Source organism: Shinella sp. WSC3-e (assembly GCF_945994535.1).
Lineage (GTDB): Bacteria > Pseudomonadota > Alphaproteobacteria > Rhizobiales > Rhizobiaceae > Shinella > Shinella yambaruensis.
Map to the genome: position 1 here is coordinate 2,780,650 of NZ_OZ000530.1, position 26,745 is coordinate 2,807,394.

Annotated in this window: 23 protein-coding genes and 1 pseudogene; 7 read left to right on the forward strand and 17 right to left on the reverse strand. The window is 63.8% G+C overall.

Annotation, left to right across the window (positions count from 1 at the left end; genetic code table 11):
- Window positions 1–50 precede the first annotated feature (50 nt).
- The 7 genes from AABF56_RS13720 to AABF56_RS13750 all read right to left on the reverse strand — a co-directional run bounded on the left by AABF56_RS13720 (window position 51) and on the right by AABF56_RS13750 (window position 7,801).
- A complete protein-coding gene (locus tag AABF56_RS13720) occupies window positions 51–1,577 on the reverse strand; it encodes an ABC transporter substrate-binding protein (protein WP_272806337.1) in 1,527 nt (508 codons plus the stop codon).
- A 60-nt stretch (window positions 1,578–1,637) separates the two neighbouring features.
- Complete coding sequence (locus AABF56_RS13725; protein ID WP_272806338.1) at window positions 1,638–2,564, reverse strand: dihydrodipicolinate synthase family protein; 927 nt, start codon at window positions 2,562–2,564, stop codon at window positions 1,638–1,640.
- A gap of 176 nt (window positions 2,565–2,740) precedes the next feature.
- Window positions 2,741–3,730 (reverse strand): ABC transporter substrate-binding protein, encoded by a 990-nt coding sequence (locus tag AABF56_RS13730; protein ID WP_272806339.1) that lies wholly within the window; start codon window positions 3,728–3,730, stop codon window positions 2,741–2,743.
- Window positions 3,731–3,770: 40 nt separating this feature from the next.
- Window positions 3,771–4,610 (reverse strand): ABC transporter permease, encoded by an 840-nt coding sequence (locus AABF56_RS13735; protein WP_443021161.1) that lies wholly within the window; start codon window positions 4,608–4,610, stop codon window positions 3,771–3,773.
- 19 nt (window positions 4,611–4,629) lie between these two features.
- Window positions 4,630–5,436, reverse strand: a complete 807-nt coding sequence (locus AABF56_RS13740) for an ABC transporter ATP-binding protein (protein ID WP_272807508.1) — start codon at window positions 5,434–5,436, stop codon at window positions 4,630–4,632.
- 115 nt (window positions 5,437–5,551) lie between these two features.
- Window positions 5,552–6,778 (reverse strand): enolase C-terminal domain-like protein, encoded by a 1,227-nt coding sequence (locus tag AABF56_RS13745; RefSeq protein ID WP_272806341.1) that lies wholly within the window; start codon window positions 6,776–6,778, stop codon window positions 5,552–5,554.
- A 126-nt stretch (window positions 6,779–6,904) separates the two neighbouring features.
- A complete protein-coding gene (locus AABF56_RS13750) occupies window positions 6,905–7,801 on the reverse strand; it encodes a LysR family transcriptional regulator (RefSeq protein ID WP_272806342.1) in 897 nt (298 codons plus the stop codon).
- A 207-nt stretch (window positions 7,802–8,008) separates the two neighbouring features.
- Here AABF56_RS13750 and AABF56_RS13755 point away from each other — a divergent pair, with 207 nt between their 5' ends.
- Together AABF56_RS13755 and AABF56_RS13760 are read left to right on the forward strand one after the other, a co-directional pair.
- Complete coding sequence (locus AABF56_RS13755) at window positions 8,009–8,953, forward strand: bile acid:sodium symporter family protein (RefSeq protein WP_272806343.1); 945 nt, start codon at window positions 8,009–8,011, stop codon at window positions 8,951–8,953.
- A 134-nt stretch (window positions 8,954–9,087) separates the two neighbouring features.
- Window positions 9,088–10,491, forward strand: coding sequence for an alanine/glycine:cation symporter family protein (locus AABF56_RS13760; protein WP_272807509.1), 1,404 nt, complete (start codon window positions 9,088–9,090; stop codon window positions 10,489–10,491).
- Between the two features lie 197 nt (window positions 10,492–10,688).
- Here AABF56_RS13760 and nhaA read toward each other — a convergent pair.
- From nhaA to AABF56_RS13775, 3 genes and pseudogenes are all read right to left on the reverse strand, one after another.
- Window positions 10,689–12,101 (reverse strand): annotated as a pseudogene (gene nhaA / locus AABF56_RS13765) (Na+/H+ antiporter NhaA).
- 175 nt (window positions 12,102–12,276) lie between these two features.
- Window positions 12,277–13,263 (reverse strand): alpha/beta hydrolase family esterase, encoded by a 987-nt coding sequence (locus tag AABF56_RS13770; RefSeq protein ID WP_272806344.1) that lies wholly within the window; start codon window positions 13,261–13,263, stop codon window positions 12,277–12,279.
- 239 nt (window positions 13,264–13,502) lie between these two features.
- Window positions 13,503–14,177, reverse strand: a complete 675-nt coding sequence (locus AABF56_RS13775) for a GntR family transcriptional regulator (RefSeq protein ID WP_245083374.1) — start codon at window positions 14,175–14,177, stop codon at window positions 13,503–13,505.
- A gap of 131 nt (window positions 14,178–14,308) precedes the next feature.
- Between AABF56_RS13775 and AABF56_RS13780 the strand changes: the two genes are divergently transcribed.
- The 5 genes from AABF56_RS13780 to AABF56_RS13800 all read left to right on the forward strand — a co-directional run bounded on the left by AABF56_RS13780 (window position 14,309) and on the right by AABF56_RS13800 (window position 20,195).
- The gene (locus AABF56_RS13780) at window positions 14,309–15,298 is read left to right on the forward strand and encodes a TRAP transporter substrate-binding protein (RefSeq protein WP_272806345.1); all 990 of its coding nucleotides are present in this window, start codon (window positions 14,309–14,311) and stop codon (window positions 15,296–15,298) included.
- A gap of 70 nt (window positions 15,299–15,368) precedes the next feature.
- On the forward strand, window positions 15,369–15,944 hold the full coding sequence (locus AABF56_RS13785; protein WP_272806346.1) for a TRAP transporter small permease subunit: 576 nt from the start codon (window positions 15,369–15,371) through the stop codon (window positions 15,942–15,944).
- Entirely contained in the window at window positions 15,941–17,257 is a 1,317-nt protein-coding gene (locus AABF56_RS13790; RefSeq protein ID WP_272806347.1) for a TRAP transporter large permease, read from the forward strand. Before AABF56_RS13785 ends, AABF56_RS13790 begins: the two co-directional genes overlap by 4 nt.
- Window positions 17,254–18,678 carry a malonyl-CoA decarboxylase gene (locus tag AABF56_RS13795; RefSeq protein ID WP_272806348.1) on the forward strand — a complete coding sequence of 475 codons (1,425 nt, stop codon included), beginning with the start codon at window positions 17,254–17,256 and terminating at the stop codon, window positions 18,676–18,678. The genes AABF56_RS13790 and AABF56_RS13795 overlap by 4 nt, the downstream gene beginning before the upstream one ends.
- Window positions 18,675–20,195, forward strand: coding sequence for a malonate--CoA ligase (locus tag AABF56_RS13800; protein ID WP_272806349.1), 1,521 nt, complete (start codon window positions 18,675–18,677; stop codon window positions 20,193–20,195). The genes AABF56_RS13795 and AABF56_RS13800 overlap by 4 nt, the downstream gene beginning before the upstream one ends.
- Before the next feature lie 9 nt (window positions 20,196–20,204).
- On the opposite strand, the gene AABF56_RS13805 is transcribed toward AABF56_RS13800, so the two are convergent.
- The 7 genes from AABF56_RS13805 to AABF56_RS13835 are packed head-to-tail and all read right to left on the reverse strand — an operon-like array spanning window position 20,205 to window position 26,677.
- Window positions 20,205–21,272, reverse strand: a complete 1,068-nt coding sequence (locus tag AABF56_RS13805) for a 4-oxalomesaconate tautomerase (RefSeq protein ID WP_272806350.1) — start codon at window positions 21,270–21,272, stop codon at window positions 20,205–20,207.
- A 30-nt stretch (window positions 21,273–21,302) separates the two neighbouring features.
- Window positions 21,303–21,809 carry a tripartite tricarboxylate transporter TctB family protein gene (locus AABF56_RS13810; RefSeq protein WP_272806351.1) on the reverse strand — a complete coding sequence of 169 codons (507 nt, stop codon included), beginning with the start codon at window positions 21,807–21,809 and terminating at the stop codon, window positions 21,303–21,305.
- Window positions 21,806–22,795, reverse strand: coding sequence for a tripartite tricarboxylate transporter substrate binding protein (locus AABF56_RS13815; protein ID WP_272806352.1), 990 nt, complete (start codon window positions 22,793–22,795; stop codon window positions 21,806–21,808). Before AABF56_RS13815 ends, AABF56_RS13810 begins: the two co-directional genes overlap by 4 nt.
- A gap of 29 nt (window positions 22,796–22,824) precedes the next feature.
- Entirely contained in the window at window positions 22,825–24,339 is a 1,515-nt protein-coding gene (locus tag AABF56_RS13820; RefSeq protein ID WP_272806353.1) for a tripartite tricarboxylate transporter permease, read from the reverse strand.
- 1 nt (window position 24,340) lies between these two features.
- The gene (locus tag AABF56_RS13825; RefSeq protein ID WP_272806354.1) at window positions 24,341–25,225 is read right to left on the reverse strand and encodes an NAD(P)-dependent oxidoreductase; all 885 of its coding nucleotides are present in this window, start codon (window positions 25,223–25,225) and stop codon (window positions 24,341–24,343) included.
- 46 nt (window positions 25,226–25,271) lie between these two features.
- Entirely contained in the window at window positions 25,272–25,946 is a 675-nt protein-coding gene (locus AABF56_RS13830; RefSeq protein ID WP_272806355.1) for a 4-carboxy-4-hydroxy-2-oxoadipate aldolase/oxaloacetate decarboxylase, read from the reverse strand.
- On the reverse strand, window positions 25,943–26,677 hold the full coding sequence (locus AABF56_RS13835) for a PIG-L deacetylase family protein (protein ID WP_272806356.1): 735 nt from the start codon (window positions 26,675–26,677) through the stop codon (window positions 25,943–25,945). The genes AABF56_RS13830 and AABF56_RS13835 overlap by 4 nt, the downstream gene beginning before the upstream one ends.
- Window positions 26,678–26,745: the final 68 nt, after the last annotated feature.

Consider the following 26,745-nt stretch of genomic DNA (forward strand, 5'->3'; position numbering starts at 1 on the left):
CTGGAGGGTACGTGAGGATGCGGCCCCGGCAGGGCCGCATCATGAAGGTGCTATTCGCTGGCCCGGAAGCGGATTTCCGACAGGTCGATCTCGCTGTTGGTCGCCAGCGACGGGCGCCAATCAAGGCGCGGATTGACCCTCGTGTAGCCGATCATGTGGTACATGTAGACGTCGGCCACGATGTCGTCGTGGAGAATCCTGAAGGCCTCCTGGAAGGCTTTCGTGCGGGTCTCATCGGTGGCCGGCTCGGCCTTGGCGATCAGGTCGTCGACGCGCTTGTCGTAGACCGCCGAATTGACGCCTTCGGAATGATACTTGTTGAAGGCCGTGAAGGTGGCGTCGCCGAGAAGATTGTCGTGCTGGTCCTGGTGGAGGTTCGCCATGTCCGGCTCCGGGAAGGGCCGGTTCTGGTAGCGCAGCCAATTGCCCGTATCGAACATGCGGATCTTCGTGTTGAGGCCGATCTCGCTCCACATGGCCTGCATGGCCTCGAGCGCCTCGCCGGCATTCACATAGATTTCGTTGCGGCCGATGATGGTGATCTCCTTGTCGACCGGCACGCCGTCCGCCTTGGCCTCGGCGAGAAGCTGCCTGGCCTTCTCCGGATCGTAGGGGAAGGGCTTGATATCCGGGTTGAACCCGTTGACGTTCGGGCCGACGAGCTGCTCGGCAAGCTTCGCCTCCTCGCCGAACAGCACCTTCAGACCTTCGCGGTCGATCGCAAGGTTGAGCGCCAGCCGCACGCGCCTGTCGTCGAGCGGCGGCACAGTCGTGCTGATGCGAAGCCGCGTCGTCTCGCCGTTCGGATAGGCGAGATCCGTTTCGGGATTGTCGGCATCGGCGACGGAGATGATGGGCGTGAGATCGGCTTCGCTCGTCGCGACCATGGCCGCGCGCAGCGCTGATTCCGAACGCCACACGTAGCGCGCCCCGGACACGACCGGATTTTCGCCCCAATAGTTTTCCCGCCGTTCTACCGTGATGTCCGTGCCGGCGTTCCAGGCCGTCAGGACATAGGGGCCTGTGCCGATCGGATTGCGGCTCGCGCCCTCCAGCGTCATGTTGGGCGAGCTCATCTGCACCACGGTCATCATCGTGGGGAAGATCGGGATCGGCTTGCTGGTCTTGAAGTCGACCACATGGTCGCTGACGACCGTCGTCTGGATATCGACGCCGCCAAGGGTCTGCTGCTTGGTGTTGCAGGTCATGTCACCGCGCTGCAGGCGGTCGATCGAGGCGGCGACGGCCTTCGCATCGAAGGGCGCACCGTCGGAGAACGTCACGCCTTCGCACAGGTGGAAGCGCCATGTGTCGGGCGCGGTCTGCTCCCAACTGGTCGCGAGCTCCGGCTTCACCTCGCCGGTCTGCGGGTCGATGACGGTGAGCGGCTCGGTGATGTTCTGGACCAGCACGCGGCCGACGCTGGAATGCTTGGATTCGCACGGCTCCAGCGACGGCGGCTCCTCCGGCAGCACCACCGTCACGGTGTCGTTCGCGGCATGCGCCTGCGTGAAAAGGCCGGCGACCGCCAGCAGCCCCGAAATGCCCGCGGCAAGATATGTCTTTCCTTTCGGCATGCGTTCCTCCCATGGATTGAAATTAAGGCCCGCGCCCTCCCCGGCGCGGGCATCAGGCGGTCAGGCCGCCTTGCGGAATGTTCCAATCAGCTTTTCCGTCGTCAGCAGAGACGAGAGCATCTCGCTTTGCGCGGCCGTGAGGGGCCAGGCGGACGGCGCGCGTGTCGGGCCGCAGTCGTGCCCCATCATCTGCAGCGCGGTTTTGACGCCGGTGACATTGGTGCCGTTCATCTCCTGCGCGCGCACCTCCTCGAAGGCGCCCATGCGCTGGATCAGCGCCCCGGCCTCGTCGTAACGGCCGGCGTCGAGCGCCCGGTGAATGGCGACGGAGTGCTCCGGCCAGACGTTGATCAGGCCGGAGGTGAAGCCGCGCGCGCCGACCGCGTAGAGCGGCGGTGCCCAGGTTTCTGCAAGCCCGCCGACCCAGACGATATGCGAGGGCGTGTTGTGGATCGCCTCGGCCAGTTTCATCGGGTTTGGCGTCGCCCATTTGACGCCGATGACACCTTCGAGATTGCAGATGTCCTGGATCGCCCTCAGGCCGATGAGGTCGTTGCGCAGATAGAGGATGAGCGGCAGGCCGCCGCTCGCCTCGTGCACCCGTCGGACATAGTCGACGATGCCGCGCGGCGCGACGAAGGGGTCCGGCGGCTGGTGGATCATCAGCGCGGCGGCGCCCGCTTCGGCCGAGGTCTTCGCCAGGCGGCAGGCGTCCTTGATCGAGCGGCCGATGCCCGCCAGCAGCGGAATGCGGCCGTCGACCAGCTCTGCGGCCGCCCGAATCATGGTTTCGGCCTCGTCGGCCGTCAGCGCGTAGAATTCGCCGGTATTGCCGTTCGAGACGAGGATGTGCACGCCGGCCGCGATCGCCCGGTCGATGATCGGCTTCAGGCGCTGCGGCGCAACCTCATCCTCGCCGTCGAACGGCGTGACGAGAATGCCCGATATGCCCGTCAGAGCCTTGGCGAGATCGAATTGGACGCCCATGCAAACCTCCCTGTTTCCTGCATTTAATCTGGACTGAAGGGGATGCTAGGAGGTCGATTGATAAAGGTCCATTTCATAAAGCCACTCGATCAATACAGAATTTGCATCAATTTCGAGAGCGCACAAAAAAGGGCGGAGACTGCGCTCCGCCCGGAAAAAGCTTCATCGAAGGCCCGTCAGCTGCCCTGACGCGCGGTGATCTCGGGGAAATAAAGGTCTTCCCACTTTTCGGGTCCGATCGGGATGATGCCGGCGCGATGCATGAACTGGACCACCGGCAACGTGCCTTGCGGGGTCGCCGAAAACACCGAGCCTTTCTCGTCCAATACCTGCAGGACCTCTTCCACGCTCAGCTTGTCGCCGCTGACGCGCAGATAAAGCTCGGCCGCGGCCTTCTTGTCCTTGTTGATGAAGTCGTTGGCCTCATCCAGCGCCGCGATCAGCGCCTTGACCGCCACCGGATTCGCGTCGTGGAAGGCCGTGGTCGTGAACATGATGTTGCTGACGAGCGGCGTATCGGACAGCTCGGCGCTGTCAAACACCTTGTGCACCTTGGGATCGCGCAGTTCCAGAACCGAGTAAGGCGGTGTCGAGAAATGCGTATTGACCTCGTGTTGCGGGTTCAGGAGCGCCTGCAGGGAATCCGAGTGGGAAAGCTGCACCGTCTGGGCATCGAGCTTCGTGCGCCCTTCCTCGCCGTAGAGCTTCTCGAGCGCCATGGAGAGCATTACCGCCTGGTTGGAGACCTTCACTGTCGGCACGGCAATACGGTCGTTCTCGGTGAAATCCTTCAATGATTTCACATCGGGATTGCGCGTCAGGAGCGGCAGCGAGATGCCCGCGACGCCCGCAACGCCCTTGACGTTGCCCTTCGTGCGCGCCCACAGGATGCCGAAGTTGGTCAGGCCCGCCGAGACGAACTCAACATTGCCTGAGATCAGGGCATCCGTGGTCGCGCCGCCGTTCGCGAAGGTGATCCACTGCGCCTTGAGGTCGGGCTGGCCGAGTTCCGCGGCGTGCTTCTCGAAAAGCTTCTGCTCCTCCATCACCATGGACGGCAGGTTGTTCATCTGCAGTTGCTTGGCGAAGCGCACATCCTGGGCCAGAGCGCTGCTGGTCACCGCGGCCAGCAAGCCGGCGATGACGCCTACGGTCTTGAGTTTCACTGTCTTTCCTCCTTTGGTGGACCTGCCTCTTTCCCACAGGTCAGTTTTGCACGCCCCATTTCTGGATGGTGCTGCGTTCGATGGTCTTGAAGATCAGGTTTTCGATCACGAGGCCGATGACGATGACCATCAGCAGCCCGGCGAAAACCGCGGGAATGTCGAGAATGTTGCGGTTCTCGAAAATGTACCAGCCAAGCCCGCCCTGGCCGGACGACACACCGAACACCAGCTCGGCGGCAATCAGGGTACGCCAGGCGAACGCCCAGCCGATCTTCAAGCCCGTCAGGATCGTCGGAAAGGCAGCGGGCACCAGAATCTTGAAGACGTAGCGTAGTCCCTTGAGCTCATAGTTGCACCCGACCATGCGGATCGTCGGCGAGACGCTGCGGAAACCCGAATGCGTGTTGAGCGCGACCGCCCACATGACGGAATGCACGAGCACGAAGACGAGGCTGCCGATCCCGAGACCGAACCAGATAAGGGCGAGCGGTAGGAGCGCGATCGCAGGAAGCGGATTGAACGTCGCCGTCAGCGTCTCCAGGAGGTCCGTGCCGAGGCGCGTGTTGATCGCGAGGATCGTCAAGGCGGAGGCCAGAAGCACGCCGACGCCGTAGCCCAGAACGAGGATCTTCAAGGAGGCCCAGGTCCGCTCGAAGAGCACGCCGTTCAGGACTGAGGACCAAAGCGAGATGAGCGTATCGGTCAGGGTCGGAAAAAGCAGCGGATTTCCGAGCACGCGCGCATAGATTTCCCAGACGGCGGCCAGCACCAGCAGGATGAAGGTCTTGCGCACGGCGCCGTGCGACCAGAATAGTTCCAGGCCGGAAAGGCGCACCTGCAAGTCGACCTTGCCGGTCGCGTCAGGGATATCCGGGCGCATGATGATGGTCGGCTGCATATCAATGTTCCTCCCCGGCAAACAGCAATTCGTGGATTTCGGCTTCGAGTTTCGCCGCCGAACCGTCCGAGACATTGATCTTGTCGACGTCGCAGACCTCCGCCTTCACGCGGCCCGGATGCGGCGACAGGAGCAGGATACGGTTACCGATCTTGATGGCCTCGCCGATCGAGTGGGTGACAAAGAGAACCGTGAACTTCGTATCGTCCCACAACCGCAGCAACTCGTCTTGGCAGGTGCGCCGGGTCAGGGCGTCGAGCGCGGCGAAGGGTTCGTCCATAAGCAAGACGTCCGGCTCCATCGCCATGCCGCGTGCAATCGCAACGCGCTGTTTCATGCCGCCGGAAAGCGTGTGCGGATAGGCATCGGCGACGCGGCTGAGACCGACCTTTTCGATATAGTGACGTGCCTTCTCTTCTGCTTCGCGGGCGGAAAGCTTCGCGGCGTTCAGCAACGGGAACATCACATTGCCGAGGACCGTCCTCCAGGGAAGAAGCTGGTCGAACTCCTGGAAGACCATCATGCGGTCGGCGCCGGGCTGGGTAACCTTGCGGCCGTTGATGGTGATCGTGCCCTCGTCCGGCTGCAGATAGCCGCCGACTGCCTTCAGCAAGGTGGATTTGCCGCAGCCGGACGGCCCGAGCAGGATAAAACGATCGCTACGATTGACGTTGAAAGTCACGCCCTTGGTGGCCGTGATCATCATCTCCTGTGTCTTATAGCGAAGGGTAACGTTGTTGACCTCCACGAGCGGGGACGTCGCAGCCTGTTCGACTATCCGGCTCGAAGGCCTGCTGATTGCGTTCATGATGGACGCCTCCTCCGTCCCGTCGGCGCCCGCTCGGCCATGATATTGACCCGCGCCACGCGACATATGCGTTTGATACCTCCGTCCCGTTTGCCGGGGCAGAGGCCCACCCCGGTCAGCCCGCGGCTATTGTTTCAGTCGCCTGATGATTCCGCTTGATCAAGTCGGCATCGTATTCGACGCCGATCCCCGGTCGGTTCGGCACTGTCAGTGTACCGTCCTTGCCGATGGAATTGACATTGTCGCTATAGCCGCAGGTGTAGATCTCCGGTGAGGGGTCGTCCATGGCGGGCGAAACGTTCGCGCATTCATACATGGTCGTGCTCTGCATGGCGGCGACAAGGTGACGGTGGACCGGGCTCGGGCCATGCATTTCGACCGATACACCGAGGGATTCGGCAAAGCGGATCGTCTTGAGGCAGCCGGTGACGCCGAGATCGTAATGCACGTCAGCGCGCAGGATGTCCGTGCCGCCGGCCAGCAGAAAGTCGGCCTTCGCCTCCGGACCTGTCACATGCTCCGTCTGGAGGATCGGAATGTTGAGGGCCTCGCGCAACGCTCTATGCTGATGGATACCGACGCCGAGGGGACGCAGTGGATCCTCGAACCAGCGGAAGCCCGCCTCCTCGCAGGCCCTGCCGACGAAGATCGCGTCGCTGATGGAATCGAAGACGCAGGCCGGGTCGAGCATCAGTTCCGTGCGCTCGCCGAGCTTCTCGCGCATATAGGCGACGTTCTCCGCCTCCTCCCACTTGTTGCCCTCGTGCCAGCTGTGCATCTTGAAGCCCTTCCAGCCCTTCTCCTTCAGGCCGAGGAAGAAGTCGGCGACGGCCTCCTTGTCGGGGAGATTGTCGAGGCGGTCACCATTGTGGCAGGACGCATAGGCCGGGATCGCCTCGCGGAAACCGCCGAGGAGTTGCGACAGGCTGGCGTTATAGGCCTTGCCGGCAAGATCCCAGAGCGCATTGTCGACGAAGCTGAGGCCGTAGGAATTGGACGGCCGGCCGGCACGGCGAGCGGTACGCCAGATGAGCTCGCGCTCGTGCCAGCGGTTGCCCACCGCGACCTTGGCGGCGACAACAGCCTGGTCCACCGTACCGGTCGTCGCGAAATTCGCATATTCGCCGACAAGACCGTCGGACGTGAAGATCCGGACGAGAAGAACAGGCCGCGTGTAGACGGCGCCAGGTGTATAGACCATCGAGCCGCCGACGACGTTCGATTTGTAGTTCCGGGCGAAGTTCTTGATATCCACGGTAAACGTGGTGATTTCGACCCTGTCGATCGTGCCGGTGGTCAAAGATGCCTTGGCGACATCGCTTTCCTTGACGTGGCTGGTCATGCTCTCTCCCTGGAATGCTGCTGGACTGCGCAGGATCATTTCACCCTGATCGATACGCGTCCAATCGCATTCGAGGATTGATCGATACCCAACTTGTATCAGATCAGCGCTAACCCACGGCAAGATCTAAACGTCGATCGCCGCATTCTCGGCGATGATGTTTCTCGCCATTTCGACAATGGGGCTGTCATTGCCGCGACGCCAGGCAAGGTACACTTCGACGCATGCTTCTTCAGGAAGATCGATCGCCCGGAAGACGATATTGGGCAGGCGGATGACCTGGGAAGAGCGCGGCACAAGCGCACAGCCGACACCGGCGCTCACGAGGGCGAGAATGGTGTGGGTCTGGCCGAGATACTGCACGAACTTCGGACGCACCTGTGCATAGGTGAAGAGCGGCGCAAGAATCTCGTACGTGTACCAGCCGTCCGCCGGCGAATACATCACGAAAGGCTGCCCATCGAGATCTTCGATCCCGATCTTAGCTCTCTTCTCCAGCGGATGATCTGCATGCAGGGCGACAACAAAGCGCTCCCGCTGGATGCATTGCAGCTCCAGACGCTCTTTCTCGCGCGGCAGGCGAATCACGCCGAGGTCCGTCCGTCCTGCGGTCAGTGCCTCGATCTGTTCGATCGTCAACATTTCGTGCAGCAGAAGATTCACGCCGGGCGCCTTGGCACCAATGGCCTTGATGATCCGCGGCATGATGTCGAAGGCTGCAACAGGAATGAACCCAAACGAAATGCTGCCATGCTGGCCGGCCTCGGCCTGGCGCGCGGTCAGGGAAGCCGCCTCGGCGCGCTTCAGCAAATCCTGCGCCTCGACGAAGAACGACCTGCCAGCAGCCGTCAGGCGCACCGACCGACTCGTGCGCTCGAACAATTTGACATTGAGATCGTCTTCCAACAGCTGGATTTGCCGGCTCAGCGGCGGCTGCGTCATATGAAGGTGCTCGGCCGCGCGCCGGAAATTGAGCTCGCGCGCGACGGCAACAAAGCATCTGAGTTGGCTGAGTTCGAACATGCACTCCTCACCGGTTCCGGATACCTGCTTTCCCATCCTGGGGAAGAGAGATCAACCGGTTTTGTAAGCGATCGTTTTCGCCTGTCGAACGAGCTTCCGAACTAACGGATTTAGAGATTCGGCTCCGTCTAAGCCACGATTGCCCGCTTGACAGAAAGGCCGGTGTCTATAGACCCGCGGCAGACATTTTTTGTTGGAGCAAGCATAGTGAAAGCACTGGCATCCGTTTCGGCCTTCGTCGGCAAGACCTTCGCCGGCTGGGTCATCCTCTTCGCGGTCCTCGGCTTCTTTTTCCCCGACACCTTCAAGCAGTTCGCTCCTTGGATCGTCACGCTTCTGGCGATCATCATGTTCGGGATGGGCCTGACGTTGTCGGTGGACGATTTCCGCGAGGTGGTGAAGCGTCCCTTCGATGTCGCCATCGGCGTGCTCGGCCAATTCCTCATCATGCCTCTTCTCGCCGTCCTGCTGACGCGGATCATCCCGATGCCGCCCGAGGTCGCAGCCGGCGTCATCCTCGTCGGCTGCTGCCCGGGCGGCACATCGTCGAATGTCATGACGTACCTGTCGAAGGGCGACGTCGCGCTGTCGGTCGCCTGCACGTCGGTCACGACGCTGGCCGCGCCGCTCATCACGCCCTTCCTCGTCTGGCTGTTCGCCAGCCAGTACCTGCCCGTCGACGGCTGGGCCATGTTCCTCAGCATCGTCAAGGTCATTCTTGTCCCGCTCGCGCTCGGCGCGCTCCTTCAGAAACTGCTGCCCGGCGTCGTCAAGGCGGCGGTGCCGGCGCTGCCGCTCGTCAGCGTCGTCGGTATCGTCCTCATCGTTTCTGCCGTCGTCGGCGCGTCGAAGGCGTCGATTGTCCAGTCCGGTCTGATGATCTTTGCCGTCGTCGTCCTTCACAACGGCCTCGGTTACCTGCTCGGCTTCTTCGCGGCGAAAGCCACAGGACTGTCGCTTGCCAAGCGCAAGGCGATCGCCATCGAGGTCGGCATGCAGAATTCCGGTCTCGGCGCGGCGCTGGCGACCGCGTATTTCTCGCCGATCGCCGCCGTTCCCAGTGCCATCTTCAGCGTCTGGCACAACATCTCGGGCGCACTGCTGGCCAACTGGTTCGCGGGGCGCAAGGAAGAGGCGGCCACGGCGCGCTGAAGCGCCGCCTTCAAACTTGCGGTTTCACAACTCCCGTGCAACGATCCGGTCACCGGGACAACCACGGCGCTGCGGCGCTTGGTTGTCGGCGGACGCAATGAGCATTCCTATCGAAGAGGGCCGCCGTGACCGTTCTGAATGCCGTCATCGACTTCCTGAACACGATCTTCTGGGGCTATGTCCTCATCTATGGGCTGATCGCCGTCGGCATCTATTTCACGCTGCGGCTGGGCTTCATCCAGTTCCGGCATTTCCCCGAACTGTTCCGGTCGGTGATGCGGGCGCCGGCCAGCGACGCCAGCGGCATCACGCCATTCCAGGCGCTGTGCACCAGCCTCGCGTCCCGGGTCGGCACAGGCAATCTTGCCGGCGTCGCGGTCGCCCTCTTCCTTGGCGGTCCCGGCGCATTGTTCTGGATGTGGGTCGTCGCGGCGGTCGGCATGGCGACCGCCTATTCCGAAAGCACGCTCGCGCAACTCTACAAGATCACGGACCACAATGGCCAATATCGCGGCGGTCCGGCCTTCTATATTTCCCGGGGACTTAACGCGCCTTGGGCGGGCGTGATCTTCTCGGTCTGCCTCATCATCGCCTTCGGCCTGGTCTTCAACGCGGTCCAGGCGAACTCCATCGCCGACGCCATGCAGGGCGCCTTCGGCATCGACAAGATCTGGGTCGGCGTTGCGCTCGCGGTGCTGACGGGCATCGTGATCTTCGGCGGCATCCGGCAGATCGCCCAGGTGGCGGAATATGTCGTCCCGTTCATGGCCGTCGCCTATCTCGGCATGGCCCTCTACGTGGTCGTCGCCAACATCACCGAGGTGCCCGCTGTGCTTGCGCTGATCGTCAAGAGCGCCTTCGGCATCGAGCAAGCGGCGGGCGGTATCGCCGGAGCCATGCTCAACGGCGTCAAGCGCGGCCTTTTCTCCAACGAGGCCGGCATGGGGTCGGCGCCGAACATCGCGGCGGTCGCCACCCCCTCCCCGCATCACCCGTCCAGCCAGGGTTTCGTACAGGCGCTCGGCGTCTTCATCGATACGATCCTGATCTGCACGGCGACAGGCGTCATGATCCTGCTTTCCGGCGTCATGACGCCCGGCTCGGAACTCACCGGGACGCCGCTGACGCAGGAGGCCATGGTCGCTCATATCGGTGAGGCCGGCCGCTACTTCATCGCCATCGCCATCTTCTTCTTCGCCTTCACCTCCATCATCGGCAACTACGCCTATTCGGAGAATGCGATGGTTTTCCTCAAGCTCGACAACAAGGGCGCGATCAGCGGTCTCAGGGTCGCCGTCCTGCTCATGGTGATCTGGGGCGCCTATACGACAGTGGCCGTCGTGTTCAACATGGCCGACGCGGCGATGGGTCTGATGGCGTCGGTCAACCTGATCGCCATCCTGCTGCTTTCCGGCACCGTCGCCAAGCTGACGAAGGACTATTTCGACCAGAAGAAGACGGGCGAGCCGCGCTTCGATCCCGAAGCCTATCCGGAACTGAAGGGCAAGATCGAGCATTCGATCTGGTCCCGGACATGACACCGGGCCGCGCTGGCCGATCAGACAAAGTGGGCGACGAGCGGGAAGATGAGAAGAAGCGTGACGATGACGCAGGCGATGTTCGCCGCGATCGTTGCCAGGCGCTCCGCTCTCGCTAGCTGCTTATCCATTAGATTTTCCGCATATAAAGAAGTCCCATGGAAGGGCGACGCCGTGTCCGCCTGGTGAACGGCCGATCAGGGATATCCCGCCGGATTGCCGCTGCCGGCCATATCCTTCGGCGCCATGCCCCGGGCGTAGAGGACGCCCCATCCGAGCCCCAGCAGCGCCGAAACGAAGGAGCCCGCAAGAACGCCAAGTTTCGCGGCGGCGAGCATATCCTCGTCGGTGAAGGCCAGCATCGAGACGAAGATGGACATGGTGAAGCCGATGCCGGCCAGCAACCCGATGAGCCAGACGCCGCCCCAACCCATGCCGGGGGGCAAGCGGCACAGGCCGAGGCGCACCAGCAGCCAGCTTACGGAAGCGACGCCCAGCGGCTTGCCCGCGATCAGGGCGATGCCGACGCCGATCATCACCCATAGCGGGGCACCGCCCGAGAGATCGACGCCGGCGAAGCTGACCCCGGCATTCGCCAGCGCGAACAGCGGCATCACCCCGTAGGCCACCCAGGGATGCAGGGCCGCCTGCACGCGCACGACGGGCGGAAGGAGTTCGCGCTGGGCGCGGCGCAGTTCCTTGAGTGGGCCGCTCATATGGTCGGTTTTTCCATTCTGCTCCAGCCCGAGGAGCTCGGTGGCGATGCGCGACAGGGCATCCAGCGGGTTTTCACGCAGGCGCACGGACGTAACCGGCGTCATCAACCCCAGTACGACCCCTGCCAGCGTCGGATGTGCGCCGGTCATCAGCAGGCCGGACCAGATGATCGCTCCCGGCAACACATAGACATAAGCCGACCCAACGCCCATTCCCTGGAGAGCGAACACCATGACGATGCCGAGGGCGGCTACGGCAAAGCCGCCATATTCCAAACCGCCGGAATAGAAGAAGGCAATGATGAGGACGGCAATGACGTCGTCGATGATCGCCAGCGTCAGCAGGAACACACGCACATTGCCCGGTATGGATTTGCCGAGCAGCGCCAGAACGCCGACGGCGAAGGCGATGTCCGTGGCCGTCGGAATGGCCCAGCCTTGCGCCTGCGGGCCGGAACCGTTCAGGGCCAGATAGACCAACGCCGGCACGACTACACCGCCTATGGCTGCCGATGGGCAGAGACGCCTGCCGCAGATCGCTCAGCGCGCCCTCGTGGATCTCCCGCCGGATCTCCATGCCAACCACGAGGAAGAACACGGTCATCAGCGCGTCGTTGATCCAGAAATGGAGAGGGCGATCGAAAACCAGCTCGCCCACGCCAACCGAGAGGGACATGTGCCAGAGGTGGTGATAGCTTTCCGATAGCGGCGAGTTCGCCCAGATGAGGGCTACCGCCGCCGCGACCAGCAAGACAGCTCCACTGACCGCCTCGATATGCAGGAAGCGTTCAAGGGATGCGAGCGCACGTTCGGTGAGAATCTGGGCACGGGGGCGCTTCTGCGCAGGCGTGGTGCGTTTCATGGTACGGTCTCTCCGCGTGGCGGCCCGACCAACGCAAGAAACCTGCCTTCCCGCACCATGCGAGAGACACCCATGCGCCTTCTAACAAACCGGAAGTGATTTTCCAACCGTCGGTGTCGTCCGGCTGTAGATTTCAGACTTGGACAGCGGATTTGTAATTTGCGAAGTCTGATGATGGCGACATCACCGCCTCAGGCGCTTCGCGGCTCAGCCGGCCCGTCCCGCCGCCTCCCCTGCCGTCAGGGGCGTTTCTTCCGGCGAGCGCGTGTTCTTGAAGAATTCCCACATGCGGCCCGTCGCATCGCGCTCCGAGGTCACCTTGCCGTTCGCGTCGAAGGTTCGGAACAGCACGCTGCTCGACGGCCAGGCATGGGTGTTATCCTTGAGCAGATAGGACGTAATGCGCGCGCCACCGGCGCAGGCCTTGAATGACAAGGCCGTCATCGCCGCGTCAGTGACGAGGTTGCCCTTGCCTTCGCACTTGTCGAGTTCCGCCCAGCGCTTCAGCGCCGCCTCGCCGCCATATTGCCAATAGGATTTGCCGCCGCCCAGGAAAGGATTGGTGACATCCTTCATGCCTGAGAACGCGATGATCGAGATCGGGTTGCCGGGCTTGCAGCTTGCGATATCCGGCTGCCAAACACCATCACGCTCGACGGGATAGCCGGCACGCAAGCCCATGACGAAGCCGGCGGCGGCAAATTCCGAATGGCCGTTGCAGATGTACTGGGACAGCATGCGCCCGCCGCCCGAATAGCCGGAGGCGTAGATGCGGGTCGGGTCGACACAGAACGTCTCCTTGACCGTCTTGACCGCATCCTTGATGTAGCGCTCGTCATCAAGGTTTCCGCCATGCGTTACGCCCGGCACATTCCAGGCATGGGTACCCTCGTACTCACCGTCGAGACTGCCCTGCAACGCGATCGCGACGAACCCCTCGTGCTCGGCGACGGTGTTCCAGCCACTCCGGCGGAACTGGCCTGCCGGGCCGGAATTGCTGCCGTGAAAGTCGAAGACGACCGCAAGCCTCGTCTTGCCGTCATAGGCGGTCGGGATGTGCGCCAGTGCCGGCCGTTCGAAGCCGCCGGTCTTCACCGTGAAATCCATCCGGCCGGGTTCCAAGGGCTGGCCGCATCCCGCGGCAAAACCAGGCCCCGCCAGGCCGAGAAAGAGGAACAGTCCCATCGCCGTCACGCGAACAGACCCTTCAGGCCGCAAGCGGCCACGCAGACGAGTTTCCATCAAAACGCCTTGTGATTTCCGGTGTGTTTCGGCGGGCGCTGCGGTCCATGTCGCCGGACCGAATCACGCATGACATCAAGCTTGCTGCCGATAGGGAATCCAATGCCGTGGTGCTTCCGGCAAGTCAAGCGCTTCGGCCGTATCCTCGCGAGCGAATACGTCCCCTCACCACCAGCAACCACGATAACGGCCTATCCGAGCGATAGCCTTTTCCCTTCCCGCTTGCCCAGCGAGGCGACGAGGTCGCTGAAACGGTCTCCCTGCACGGCGACATGGCCGCGCAGCAGCGCACGAGCAGCCTCCGCGTCCCCTGCGAGAATCGCGGCAACGATCTCGCCATGCTCCTTCAGCGACATCTTCATCCGGTTCCGCACGCGCAACTGAAGGCGCCGATATGGCCTCAGCCGGCGATGAAGGGCGACGCATTGCTCCTCCAGAAAGCCGGAATGGCTTGCCGCATAGATCGCCCGGTGGAACGTCTCGTTCTCGTAGTAGTAGCGATCGGTATCCTCGCTGGTGGCCGCCTCCTCGCATTGCGCATGGGCCTGGACCAATGCAACATGGTCGTCCTCCGTATGCCTGCGCGCGGCCAGCGCGCCTGCCATGCCCTCCATCTCCGCCATGACCTCGAACATCTCGAAGACGCGATCCGGCGCGGGATCGACCACCACCGCGCCGCGCCGCGGGCGGATCTCGACGAGGCCGATCGCGCCAAGCTGCATCAACGCCTCGCGTATGGGCGTGCGCGATACGCCATAGCGGGTCGCAAGCTGCACCTCGTCAAGCCGTTCACCAGGCTCGAACTCCCCCGTGACGATGCCGTTCTCGATTTCGTCACGCAGCTTGTGAAACGTGTTGCCGGCCATTTTCATCCCTCATGCAGAGCGAGATATGCAAACTCGCCTATCTTGTATACAAAAATATTGACATGGTGTGCAATACCAAGGCACACTCTATACCAATCCGGCGGGAGGGCCGGAATATCAGGGAGGATAAAATGAGAAGATTCGCACATATGCTGTGCGTGTCGGCCGCGCTTCTGGCCGGCTCGGCATCCGCGCAGACGATCCTGAAGGCATCCCACCAGTTTCCCGGCGGCAAGGGCGACATCCGCGACGAGATGGTGCAGATGATCGCCCGCGATGTGGCGGCCGCAAATGTCGACCTTGAGATCCAGGTGTTTCCCGGCTCTTCGCTCTACAAGCCGAACGACCAGTGGAACGCCGTGACGCGCGGCCTGCTCGACATGACATCCTTCCCGCTGGACTATGCGTCCGGCCGGCATCCGGAATTCTCGGCGACGCTGATGCCGGGTCTCGTCGGCAACTTCGACCGCGCGATGCGCCTCAACGATTCCGACTTCATGAAGGACATCAAGGCGATCATCGAAAATGCCGGTGCGATGGTGATCGCCGATGCGTGGCTGTCCGGCGCCTTCGCTTCCAAGCAAGGCTGCATCACGACGCCCGAGACGATCAAGGGGCAGGTCATCCGCGCTGCCGGGCCCGCCTTCGAGGAGATGCTGGTGGCGGCTGGCGCCTCGATCTCGTCCATGCCCTCGTCCGAAATCTATACCGGCATGCAGACAGGCGTGCTCGACGCGGCAAATACCTCGTCGGCGAGCTTCGTTTCCTACCGCCTGTTCGAGCACGCCAAATGCCTGACGGCGCCCGGCGAAAACGCGCTCTGGTTCATGTACGAGCCGGTGCTCATCTCCAAGCGGGTCTTTGAGGGCCTGACGGAGGCACAGCAGAAGGCGATCCTTGCGGCGGGAGAAAAGGCGGAGGCCTATTTCAACGAGGAGGTCCGCAAGGGCGACCAGATCATGATCGACGCCTACAAGAAGGCGGGCGTCGAGGTGGTCGAGATGTCGAAGGCGGATTACGATGCCTGGCTCGAAGTCGCCAGACAGTCCTCGTACAAGAACTTTGCCGCCAATGTGCCGAACGGCGACAAGCTGATCGAGAAGGCACTGGCCGTCGAATAGGCCGGATTTGTCAACGGGCGGCAGGTCAGACACCTGCTGCCCGTTCCTCAGGCCAACAAGGGGATCTCAGATGGTCAACGCCTATATCCGGGCGGTCGGCGCGTTGTCGCGCGGGCTGGCCCTCATCGCCACGCTCCTCATCGTCGCGGCCATGCTGGTAGTCTGCCAGATGATCCTGCTGCGCTACATCTTCCGCATGCCGACGATCTGGCAGACCGACTTCGTCGTGTTCTCCGCCACGGCCGCGATGTTCCTCGGCGCACCCTATGTGCTGATGAAGGGCGGTCATGTCGGTGTCGACGTCGTGGAGATGCTCGTCGGCGAGCGCACCCGCGCCGGCATGCGCCTGACGGCGAGCGTTCTGGGGCTCGCCTTCTGCATTATCATGCTCGCGGCGACCTGGGTCCAGTTCCACGAGGCATGGCTCGGTAACTGGCGCCATTCGAGTGTCTGGGCGCCGCCGCTCTGGATACCGCTCTCGGCATTGCCGGCCGGCTTCGCGGTGCTCTGCCTGCAATATGTGGCGCAGATCCTCATCCTGCTGACCACGGGGGCGGCGCCGGCCGGCACCCATGCCCCGATTGCCGGGCAACAGGCGGCCGGCACCGGCGACGACCTGCCCCTTCCCAAGGAGTTCCCGCGATGAGCCCTACCCTCGCCGGCCTGATGATCATCGTCTGCCTTTTCGCGCTGCTCGCAACCGGTATGCCGATCGCCTTCGCGCTGGGGCTCGCCGCCTTCCTCGCGCTCTATCTGCAGAGCGGCGCCGCCATCTTCTACGTGTTGGGCGACACGATGTTCTCGGGTATCGCCAACCTTGCCTATGTTTCCATACCGATGTTCGTGCTGATGGGGGCAGCGGTCGCCTCCTCGCCGGCCGGCTCGGATCTCTATACGGCGCTCGACCGTTGGCTGAACCGCATTCCGGGCGGGCTGGTGCTGTCGAACATCGGCGCCTGCGCCATCTTTTCCGGCATGACCGGCTCGTCGCCGGCCACCTGCGCGGCCATCGGCAAGATGGGCATTCCGGAGATGCTCCGGCGCGGTTACCCGACCTCGGTCGCCACCGGGTCCATCGCCGCCGGCGGAACGCTGGGCATCCTGATCCCGCCCTCCGTCACGCTCATCGTCTACGGCATCGCGACGGAGACATCGATCGGGCGTCTGTTCATGGCCGGCGTCATCCCCGGCATCATGCTCACCGTCATGTTCATGATCTGGGCCGTCATCGACTGCAAGCGGAAAGGCTACGAATTCGACGCCCGTGCGATCCGCTACACGATGCAGGAGCGTCTTTCCCGCCTGCCGCGCATCCTGCCCTTCCTCCTGATCATCGCCGGCACGCTCTACGTGCTTTACGGCGGTATCGCGACGCCCTCGGAGGCGGCAGGCGCGGGCGCGTTCCTTACGCTTGTCGTCGTGATCGTCGCCTATCGCCTGTTTCGGCTAAAGCCGGTCGCCGGCATCTTCGGCTCGGCCATGCGCGAAAGCGTGATGATCATGATGATCATGGCGGCGGCGGAACTCTTCGCCTTCGCCCTGTCCTCCCTCTTCATCACCCAGACGGTCGCGGCCGCCATCGCCGACCTTGAGGTCAACCGCTGGGTGCTGATGTTCATCATCAACATCTTCCTCTTGGTCTGCGGCATGTTCCTGCCGCCCGTCGCCGTCATCGTCATGACCGCGCCGATGCTCTTTCCCATCGTCACCCAGGCCGGTTTCGACCCCTACTGGTTCGCGATCGTGCTGACGATCAACATGGAGGTCGGCCTCATCACCCCGCCGATCGGGCTCAACCTCTTCGTTATCAATGCGATCGCCCCGACCATTCCGACCAAGGACATCCTCTGGGGCTCGCTTCCATACGTACTGGTCATGTTCCTGGCGATCGTCATTCTCTGCATCTTCCCCGACATCGCCACCTGGCTGCCGAACCAGATGCTGGGAGCCGTCCAATGAACACCGCATCCCTGTTCAGCGACATGCTGCAGACGATCACCGAGCGGGGACGGCGTTTCCTGTCCTTCGGCGCGCGCGAGGACACGCTCGATCCGCTCGCCGCGATCGAGGCGCACTGCGAGACGCTGCTGTCGAGCCGCGGCGAGGCCTCCGGCATGGCGCTCGCCAAGGACATCCTCGACCGCTGGCGGACCTTCGACACCGAAAAGCAGCGCGAGTTCATGCGGATGCTGCTTGCCCGCTTCGGGCCGAAGACCGACCGGCTGGAGGCGGCGATCGACACCTACCGGGCGAGCCAGAGCCCGAAAGCGCTTCTGGAGCTCCATGTCGCCGCCGAACCGCGGCGCCAGGAACTGATCCGGCGGCTGAACCTTGCGCCGAACGGCATCGCGACGCTCGTCGCAATGCGCGAGGTGCTCCTCAAGCTCAAGGAGGAGGATCGCGACCTCGAGGCCGTCGATGCCGATTTCGCTCACCTCTTCGGCTCCTGGTTCAACCGCGGGTTCCTCGTGCTCCGCCCGATAAGCTGGTCGACGCCGGCGGACATCCTGGAGAAGATCATCCGCTATGAAGCGGTGCACCATATCGGCGGGTGGGACGAGCTGAGGCGACGTCTCGCGCCGGAGGACCGGCGCTGCTTCGCCTTCTTCCACCCGCAATTGCCGGACGAGCCGCTGATCTTCGTGGAAGTGGCGCTGACGCGGGATATGCCTTCACGCATCGACGAACTCCTGCGCGAAGATCGGGCTCCCATCAGGGCCGCCGATGCCACGACGGCCGTTTTCTATTCCATCTCGAATTGCCAGGAGGGCCTGCGGGGCATCTCCTTCGGCAACTTCCTCATCAAGCAGGTGGTGGAGGATCTGCGCCGCGACCTGCCGAAACTCGACACGTTCGTCACGCTTTCCCCGGTACCTGGCTTCGCTGCGTGGCTCGCGCGTGAACGGCGCGCGGAGGCGTCGGACGCGTTCGGCGATGCGGAAAAGGCCAGGCTTGCCGTGCTCGACACCGAGGGCTGGGCCGACGACGAGGAAATCGCGGCAACCGTCCAGCCGACCATGACCGCCGCGGCCGCGTGGTACTTTCTCAGGGCACGCGATGCAAAAGGACGCATCGTCGATCCCGTCGCCCGCTTCCATCTCGGCAACGGCGCCCGGCTGGAGCGCATCAATTTCCTCGCCGACCGCTCCGGTCGCGCGATGCGCCAGGCGCACGGGCTGATGGTGAACTACCTTTACAAGCTCGACGACATCGAGACCAACCACGAAGCCTTCGCCGGCCGCAACGAGGTGGTGACGACCCCTACCATCCGGCGTCTCGTGCCGACCGACCGCGGCGGCCGCAGTCTCGTGCCGCTGGTCGGCGGCGGCACGGAGGACCGCGACGAGAAGAAGAAGGGGAGCAGGGAGTTGAGCGCATGAGCAATCATCTTTTCGACGCGATCCGCGCGGCGGCGACGCCGGAGGCGATCTTCATCGAGACGGGCGACGGCCGTCGATGGACCTATGGCGACATGCTGACGCTATCGGGACGGCTGGCGGGCGCTCTCGATACGCTCGGCGTACGCCCCGGCGATCGGGTTGCCGTGCAGGTGGAAAAGAGCCCCGAGGCGCTGATGCTCTATCTCGCCTGCGTCAGGGCCGGCGCCGTCTACCTGCCGCTCAACACCGCCTATACGCTGGCGGAACTCGACTATTTTATCGGCGATGCCGAACCTCGCCTCGTCGTCGTCTCGCCGGGTGCCCGCGAGGGCGTCAGCCTCATCGCCGGCAAATACGGCGCCCATGTCGAAACGTTGGACGAAGCGGGCGGCGGCTCACTGCTGGAGCTTGCGGCGGACGAGGAGACCGATTTCCTCGACGCGGAGCGCGGCCCGGACGATCTTGCAGCGATCCTCTACACCTCCGGCACGACAGGCCGCTCCAAGGGCGCGATGCTGACGCACGACAACCTGCTGTCCAACGCGCTCGCCCTTCGCGACCACTGGCGCTTCACCCGCGCCGACCGGCTGATCCATGCCCTGCCGATCTTCCACACGCACGGCCTGTTCGTCGCCTCGAACGTCACGCTGCTGTCCGGTTCGTCGATGTACCTGCTGCCGAAGTTCGATGCCGACGAGGTGTTGCGCCTGATGGCGGAGGCCACCGTGATGATGGGCGTGCCGACCTTCTATGTCCGCCTCGTGCAGCATCCCGGCCTGACGCCGGCGGCAACGGCCGGCATGCGGCTCTTCGTCTCCGGCTCCGCGCCGCTGCTCGCCGAAACCCATCGCAGCTTCTCGGAAAAGACCGGCCATGCCATCCTGGAGCGCTATGGCATGACCGAGACCAACATGAACACCTCCAACCCCTATGATGGCGATCGCATTGCCGGCACGGTGGGCTTCCCGCTGCCCGGCGTGTCGCTGCGCGTCACCGAGCCGGAGACCGGCAGGCCCCTGCCGGACGGCGAGACCGGCATGATCGAGGTGAAGGGGCCGAACGTCTTCAAGGGCTACTGGCGCATGCCGGAGAAGACGGCGGCGGAGTTCCGTGCGGACGGCTTCTTCATCACCGGCGATCTCGGCCTGATCGACGCGCGCGGCTACGTGCACATCGTCGGACGCGGCAAGGACCTCGTCATTTCCGGCGGCTACAACATCTATCCGAAGGAGGTGGAAACCGAGATCGACGGCATGCCCGGCATCGTCGAGAGCGCGGTCATCGGCGTGCCCCATCCCGATTTCGGCGAGGGCGTGACGGCCGTCGTGGTGCGCCAGAAGGGCGCGGCCATCGACGAGCAGGCGGTGCTCGACGGGCTGAAGGACCGGCTGGCGCGCTACAAGCAGCCCAAGCGCGTGCTCTTCGTCGAGGACCTGCCGCGCAACACGATGGGCAAGGTGCAGAAGAACGTGCTGCGCGAGAGTTATGCCGAGCTGTATAGCGGGGTTTCGTCCTGAAGGTGGGCTTTATTCGGTGAATACCCGTCCGTCGAACAGCTTTCTGGCCGTTCGCAGGAAAGAGCACTCCCCCAACCCGTCAGGTGCGTTGCTGTCAAGCCGCAGGAGAATGTCCATTCTGCCTGTCGGATGCTCGACGGAGACGCTCTTGTCTTCACCGGCCGGCAAGGAAGCTAATGACGCCGCCGGGCTTTCCGGAAACATGCACGCGGTCGCTACGCTCAGCGCTCCGAAGACGCCAATGGAGGCATGGACGCGGTGGGGAATGAAGCTGCGCGTCATGATGGCCCCGCTCGCCGTCGGCGGGGCGACGAGCGTCATCTTGGGCACGGACTTCTTCGCGACGTCACCGAGGTTCATCAATGGACCGGCAATGAGCCGGATGCGTTCGATACGCGCCTTGACGGCATCGTTCGCCTCCAGCTCCTCGCGGCTTTCATAGCCGGTCAGGCCGAAATCCGCCGCGCGCATCACGACGACCGGCATGCCGTTGTCGATCAGCGTGCAGGCGATACCCTCGATCTCCGTTGCCGCAGACCCGGTCGGCAGCAGCGCACCGCAGCTCGAACCGGCGGCATCGGTGAAGGTGAGGTAAACGGGGGCCGCAGGTGTCGGCACACCATCGATACGCGCCTCGCCCGCATAGACCGGGCGACCGTTGCGGGTCGTTATGCGCGCGACGGCCGACTGCGCGGTGTTTTCCATATAGATACGAATGGACGTTTCGCCTTCGGCCGGCCGGACGAGACCCCGCTCGACCGCAAAGGCTCCGACCCCGGCAAGGATATTGCCGCAGTTCTGGCTATCGCTCACCAGCGCCTGGTCGACGAAGACCTGGAGGAAGAGGAAGTCTACGTCGAAGCCCGGCCGGGCCGATGCCCGTATGACGGCGACCTTGCTCGTCAGCGGATCGGCCCCGCCGATGCCGTCGATCTGGCGCGGATCCGGCGAGCCCATGATACGCAGCAGCAGCCGGTCCCGCTCCGCAGGATCGGCAGGCAGATCGTCAGCGAGAAAATAAGCGCCCTTCGACGTGCCGCCCCTCATCATCATGCACGGGATGCCATCCGCGGTCATGTCGTTCACTCCAATCGATAGCGTTTCAGGTCAGGGCAGCGGAAGCTCGAGCAGCATGCCGAACAGCACATAGGCAATCGCCCAGAAACCGATGCCGGTTGCGACCGCGCGCACCAGCGGCCTCGTTCCCGGAAAGAGCAAGGTCGCAACGCCGGAGCCGACGCCGAGACCGAGCGCCAGGCCGATCCAGTTCGCGCTGAGCGCCACGGCGACAAAAAGACCGAGCAGGCACGCGACACGCGCCACATCCACCTTTTCGTCCGCGCCACCGAGAGCATGGCCACGCAGCACCTGCACGAAGTAGATCGCCGAAACGACCATGCCGAAGATGGCAATCTCCATCGGGAGCGCACCCGGGCCCACATCCCCCCGCGAGTGCCCGGCCGGAAGCGCGAGGCTCATGGCAAAGAAGCTCGCATTCCAGCCCAGCGAAACACAGGCCGCGATGAGGTTCTGCCAGAAATGTTTGCGGGGTTTCCCTCCCCCTGAGGCGGGGGAGAGACCGGAGCCCGAAACGGCTGAAGCGTGGCCTGTCATTGCGCCAGTCCGTTCGCCTTGAGGAATTCGAGCTGGTTGGTGAGGTCGCTCTCCGCCCTTCTGGTGAACTCCTCCTCCTTCCAGTCCGGGCTGTCCTGGAACTGCTCGGTCTGGAACTTCTCCCAGTCCTCGGAAGCCGTGACCTTGTCCACCGCAGCCTGAATGGCGGCGGCCACGTCATCGGGCGTTCCGGCCTTCACGGCGATGCCGCGCCACACGGCGCCTTCGATGTCGTAGCCCAGTTCCTTGAAGGTCGGAACGTCGGGCAGGAATTCGCTGCGCTTGTCGGTGGAAATGCCGAGCAGCTTGATCTCGCCGTTCTTCACCTGCGCAAGGCCGGTCGACGGTGTCATCATGGCGGCATCGATATGCTTGCCGAGCAGGGCGAGCGTCACCTTGCCGGAGGCGTCGTGCGGAATCCAGCCGCTTTCGAAGCCGCCCGCCTTCATCAGCTGGTACAGCATGTACTGGTGGAAGCCGCCGGGCGCATGGCCGCCGACCTTCAGCCCGCTCGGGTTCTCCTTCATGTACTTGACGAAGTCGTCGACCGACTTGAACGGACTGTCGGACAGCACGGCCAGCGAGGACGGCTCCGACTGCATGGCGCGCAGCATGCGGAAGTCCTTGAGCTCGAAGGGAATGAGGCCCTGGGCGATGCCGAAGGTCAGCGTGCCGGTGAACACCAGGATGTTGTAGCCATCCGCCGGCTGGGTCATGATCTGGGAAACGCCGACCGCACCGCTGCCGCCCGGCCGATTGTCGACCTTGACGGTCCAGCCGGACTCCTTTTCCAGAAGTTCCGCAAGCTTGCGGCCATAGGTATCGAGCGCGCCTCCAGCACCCGCCCAGACCACCAGCGTCACCGTCTTTTCCGGGAAATCCGCCGCCATGGCCGGGGCCGGCAGGGCGACGCTCGAAAGGGCGAGCGCCACTCCCAGGGCAGCGCCTGCCAGGCGTGCGCCGAATGTTCTTCTGTTAATCGTCATATCTTTTTCTCCTCCAGTTGAATTCTTGCCTAGCGGGCGACGTCGCCTTCTGCTTCCTCGATCCGGCGCATGCGCCGGGCCTGGAGCCGGCGCCAAAGCGGCGTCAGCAGGCTGACGAGGCTGAGGACGAGGAACAGCAGGCTGACCGGGTCGGTGATGAAAATCATGTAGTCGCCCTGCGAGGAGACCAGCGCCGTGCGATAGTTGGACTCCACGAGGTAGCCGAGCACCATCGCCAGGATGATCGGGGCGACCGGGAAACGCAGCTTCTTCATGAGATAGCCGACAACGCCGAAGCCGAGCATCAGATAGACGTCGAACATCAGGTTGCGGATGGCGAAGGCGCCGAGCACCGCAAAGGCCATGATGCCGACGGCGATGACCGCATCCGGCAGGCGCATCACCCGCGCCATCAGCGGCAGGAACAGCGAGCCCGCGGCGTATTGCACCAGGGAGGCGATGATCGTGCCGAAGAGGATCGCATAGACCAGCGAGGGTGCTTCCGTGAAGAGCTGCGGGCCGGGATGAAGGCCGTGCATGATGAGGGCGCCGACCATGATGGCGGTCGTCGGAGACCCCGGCACGCCAAGCGCGAGCAGCGGGACGAGCGCACCGCCGACGGTCGCATTGTTGGAGGCCTCGGGCGCGGCGATGCCGTTTGCGGAGCCGTGGCCATATTCCTCGGGGTGGGGATCACGCGCCCGGGCATAATCGCGGGCGACCCAACAGGCGATGTTGCCACCGACGCCGGGCAGGATGCCGAGCAGGGTGCCGATGACCGAACCCGACAGCATGGAGCGCCAGGTTTCCTTCCACAGCGCGCCGGACATGAAGACGTGGCCGACCTTGTCCTTGATGACAGGGGCTGCCGCCACGCGGGTTTCGATCATCACCAGCGCCTCCGACACGGCGAAGAGACCGATGAGCGCGGCGAGGAACGGCACGCCTTCATAAAGCTCGAACAGGCCGAAGGTGAAACGCGGCGTGCCGGCGATGGGATCGATGCCGATCGTCGCAAGCGCGAGGCCGAAGGCCGCGCAGACGAGACCCTTGACCAGCGAGCCGCCGGACAGCGCGGCAACCGACGTGAGGCCGAACACGCCGACCGCGAAATAGCCGGCCGGGCCGAACCTGAGGGCAAGCGCCGCCAGCGGCATCGCCAGCAACAGCAGGGCCAGACCACCGAAGACACCGCCCACCGTGGACGCGGTTAGCGAGATCGATATGGCCTCGTTCGCCTTGCCCTTGCGCGCCATGGCGTAGCCGTCGATGGCGGTGGCGGCAGCGGCCGCCGTGCCGGGTGTCGAGAGCAGGATCGCGCTGATCGACCCGCCATACTCGGCCGAAGTGTAGAGCGAGATCATCATCAGCATGCTGAGCTCGGGGCCGAGATTGTAGGTGAAGGGGATGAGAAGGCTCAGCCCGATCGACGGGCCGAGGCCCGGCAAGGCGCCGATGACGATGCCGAGCAACGCCCCGGCGATGAGGACCGCCAGGCCGGAGAAGCTGAAGATGACGCCGAGCGACTGAAGAATGCCGTCCATCTCAGAGATCCCCTGCCAGGCGGCGTGCCAGCACGGGCACGAAACCGCGATATCCGTCCGTCACGGCAAGGCCCTGATCCTTCATCGCCGCATGGGCGGCAGCTATGGTCTCGCAGGCGGCCCGCGACATGGGTGCCTTCAGACCGAAGGATTCGATCGTCTCGGCCGCCTCGGTCATCTCGGTCACGCGACGCGCACCGTGTTCGAAAGTTCGCGACAGGTAGTAGTCCGCGACCTGGCGCCAGTCGAGCCCGGGAAAGGTTTCTCCGACGGAATCCAGGATGCGCTCGGTGACGCCGGCGCGCTCCGCCGAGGAAAGCGCCTCGATCAGCAGCGCTTCCACGCCCTTGATCATCACCGACCGGATCATCTTGAGCGACGAGGCCTGGCCGGGCGTATCCCCGACGGCCTCAAGGTTCATGCCGAGCGCATTGAGGCGGTCGGCGATCTCGCCCGCGCGTTTGCCGGCAACCAGGATCGGCACCTTCTCCGCATAGGGCGGCACGCGGGCCATGACGGCGCCCTCGACGAAGCTTCCCTTGCCGGCCGCTATTTCCCTGGCGGCGAGCGCCTTGGTATCCGGACCGACGGAATTGAGATCGATGAAGATCGCCTGCTCCGAAAGATGCGGCGCCGCCGATGTGGCAACGGCCCTGGTCGCCGCACCGACGACGAGCGACAGCACAACATCCGCCGAAGCAATGCCGGCAATATCGTCAAGCGGCTCCACGCCGCGTTGCGCTGCGATATCGCGCAGGACGGCAGAGGCTGCCGGATCCTTGAAGCGCAGGTCATAGGCGGCAAGCCGCGCGGCATTTCGGCCACCAAGGCCGCCGGCGATGGACTGTGCCGCCTCGCCGAAGCCGATGAAAGCAATCGTGGTCATTCGTCCTCCCGTGCGGGAAAGGTTCCTCCACCTTCCCGGCCTTCGATCAATCGATGTAGGTCAGCCCCTTTGCGGCCAAAGCCTCCCGCATCCTGTAGATATCCAGGCCCAGCTCGCCTGCGGCGAGCCGTGCCCGGGTCTGCCGCTCCTTGTCCAGCCTTGCCCGTGATGCCTCAAGCGCGGTTTGCGCCTCGGCCTTCGGCACGACCATCACGCCGTCATCGTCCGCTATGATGACATCGCCAGGCGCGATGGCGGCGCCGGCGCACACGATCGGAACATTGACGGAGCCGAGCGTCGCCTTGACCGTGCCCTGCGCGGAGACGAAACGCGACCAGACGGGAAAGCCCATCTCCTCAAGCTCGGCGATGTCCCGCACGCCGGCTTCGATCACCAGGCCACGCACGCCGCGCACCTTGAGCGATGTCGCGAGCAATTCACCGAAATAGCCGGCATCGCACAGCGAGGTCGGGGCGACCACGAGAATGTCGCCCTCCCGGCACTGTTCCACCGCCACATGGATCATCCAGTTGTCCGCCGGCGGGATCGAGACCGTCACCGCCGTGCCGGCGACCCGCGCGCCGCGCCAGATCGGCCGCATATGGGACTGCATCAGCCCGACGCGCCCCATGGCCTCGTGTACGGTCGCGACACCGCATTCCGACAGCGCGTTGACGACATCGAGCGGCGCCCGATCAATGTTCCGGTGCACGACGTTCATGCCAGTGCTCCATGCCCCAGCGTGCCGGTGACATGCGGGAAGACGGCCTCATAGGCTTCGCCATAGGTGATCTTGTAGTCGGAGTTGCGCGAAGCCTGAACGCCGCGCTGGAGAGCGACCCGGGTATAATATTCCCAAAGATGCTCCTGCCCTTCCATGCATTTGATCGCCGCCAGCTTCCTCTCCCAGACATCGCTGATATCGAGAAGGAAATTTGGCTTCCAGTTGCACTGTTCCGGCTGGTGCGGCTCGAAGAGATAGACCGGCGGCGCACCAAGGACGGGCTCCCCCGACTTGTGGCCATGCGCCTGGGCGATGACGCGCGCATGCTGCGCAAACTCGGTCGCCATCGGGTGATCGAAGTTGTAGGGATCCTGACGCGAATGGGTCAGCATGAATTCCGGCCGGACGGCGCGATAGAGATCCACTAGCCTGTCGAATGCCTCCGGCGTGACCTGCATGGGATAATCGCCGAGATCGTAGAACTGGATATCGTGGACACCGAGCGCCTTTGCAGCGTTTTCCGCCTCACGGCGACGGTCGGCCTTCACCACGTCGAGCATCATGCCCGGCTTGCGCCAGAGCTTGGCCGATTCGCCCCGTTCCCCGAACGAAAGGCAGACAACGGTGACGGCGTAACCCTGCTTTGCGTGGGCCGCGATTGCGCCGCCGGCCCGCCAGACGAAATCGGCGGAATGGGCGCTGACAACAAGCCCGGTCTTCTGATGCATATCCATGCTCCTCCACTTTACAGCGCGGAGACTGGCATCAACCGGTGTTCCGATGCTAATACCAAAGC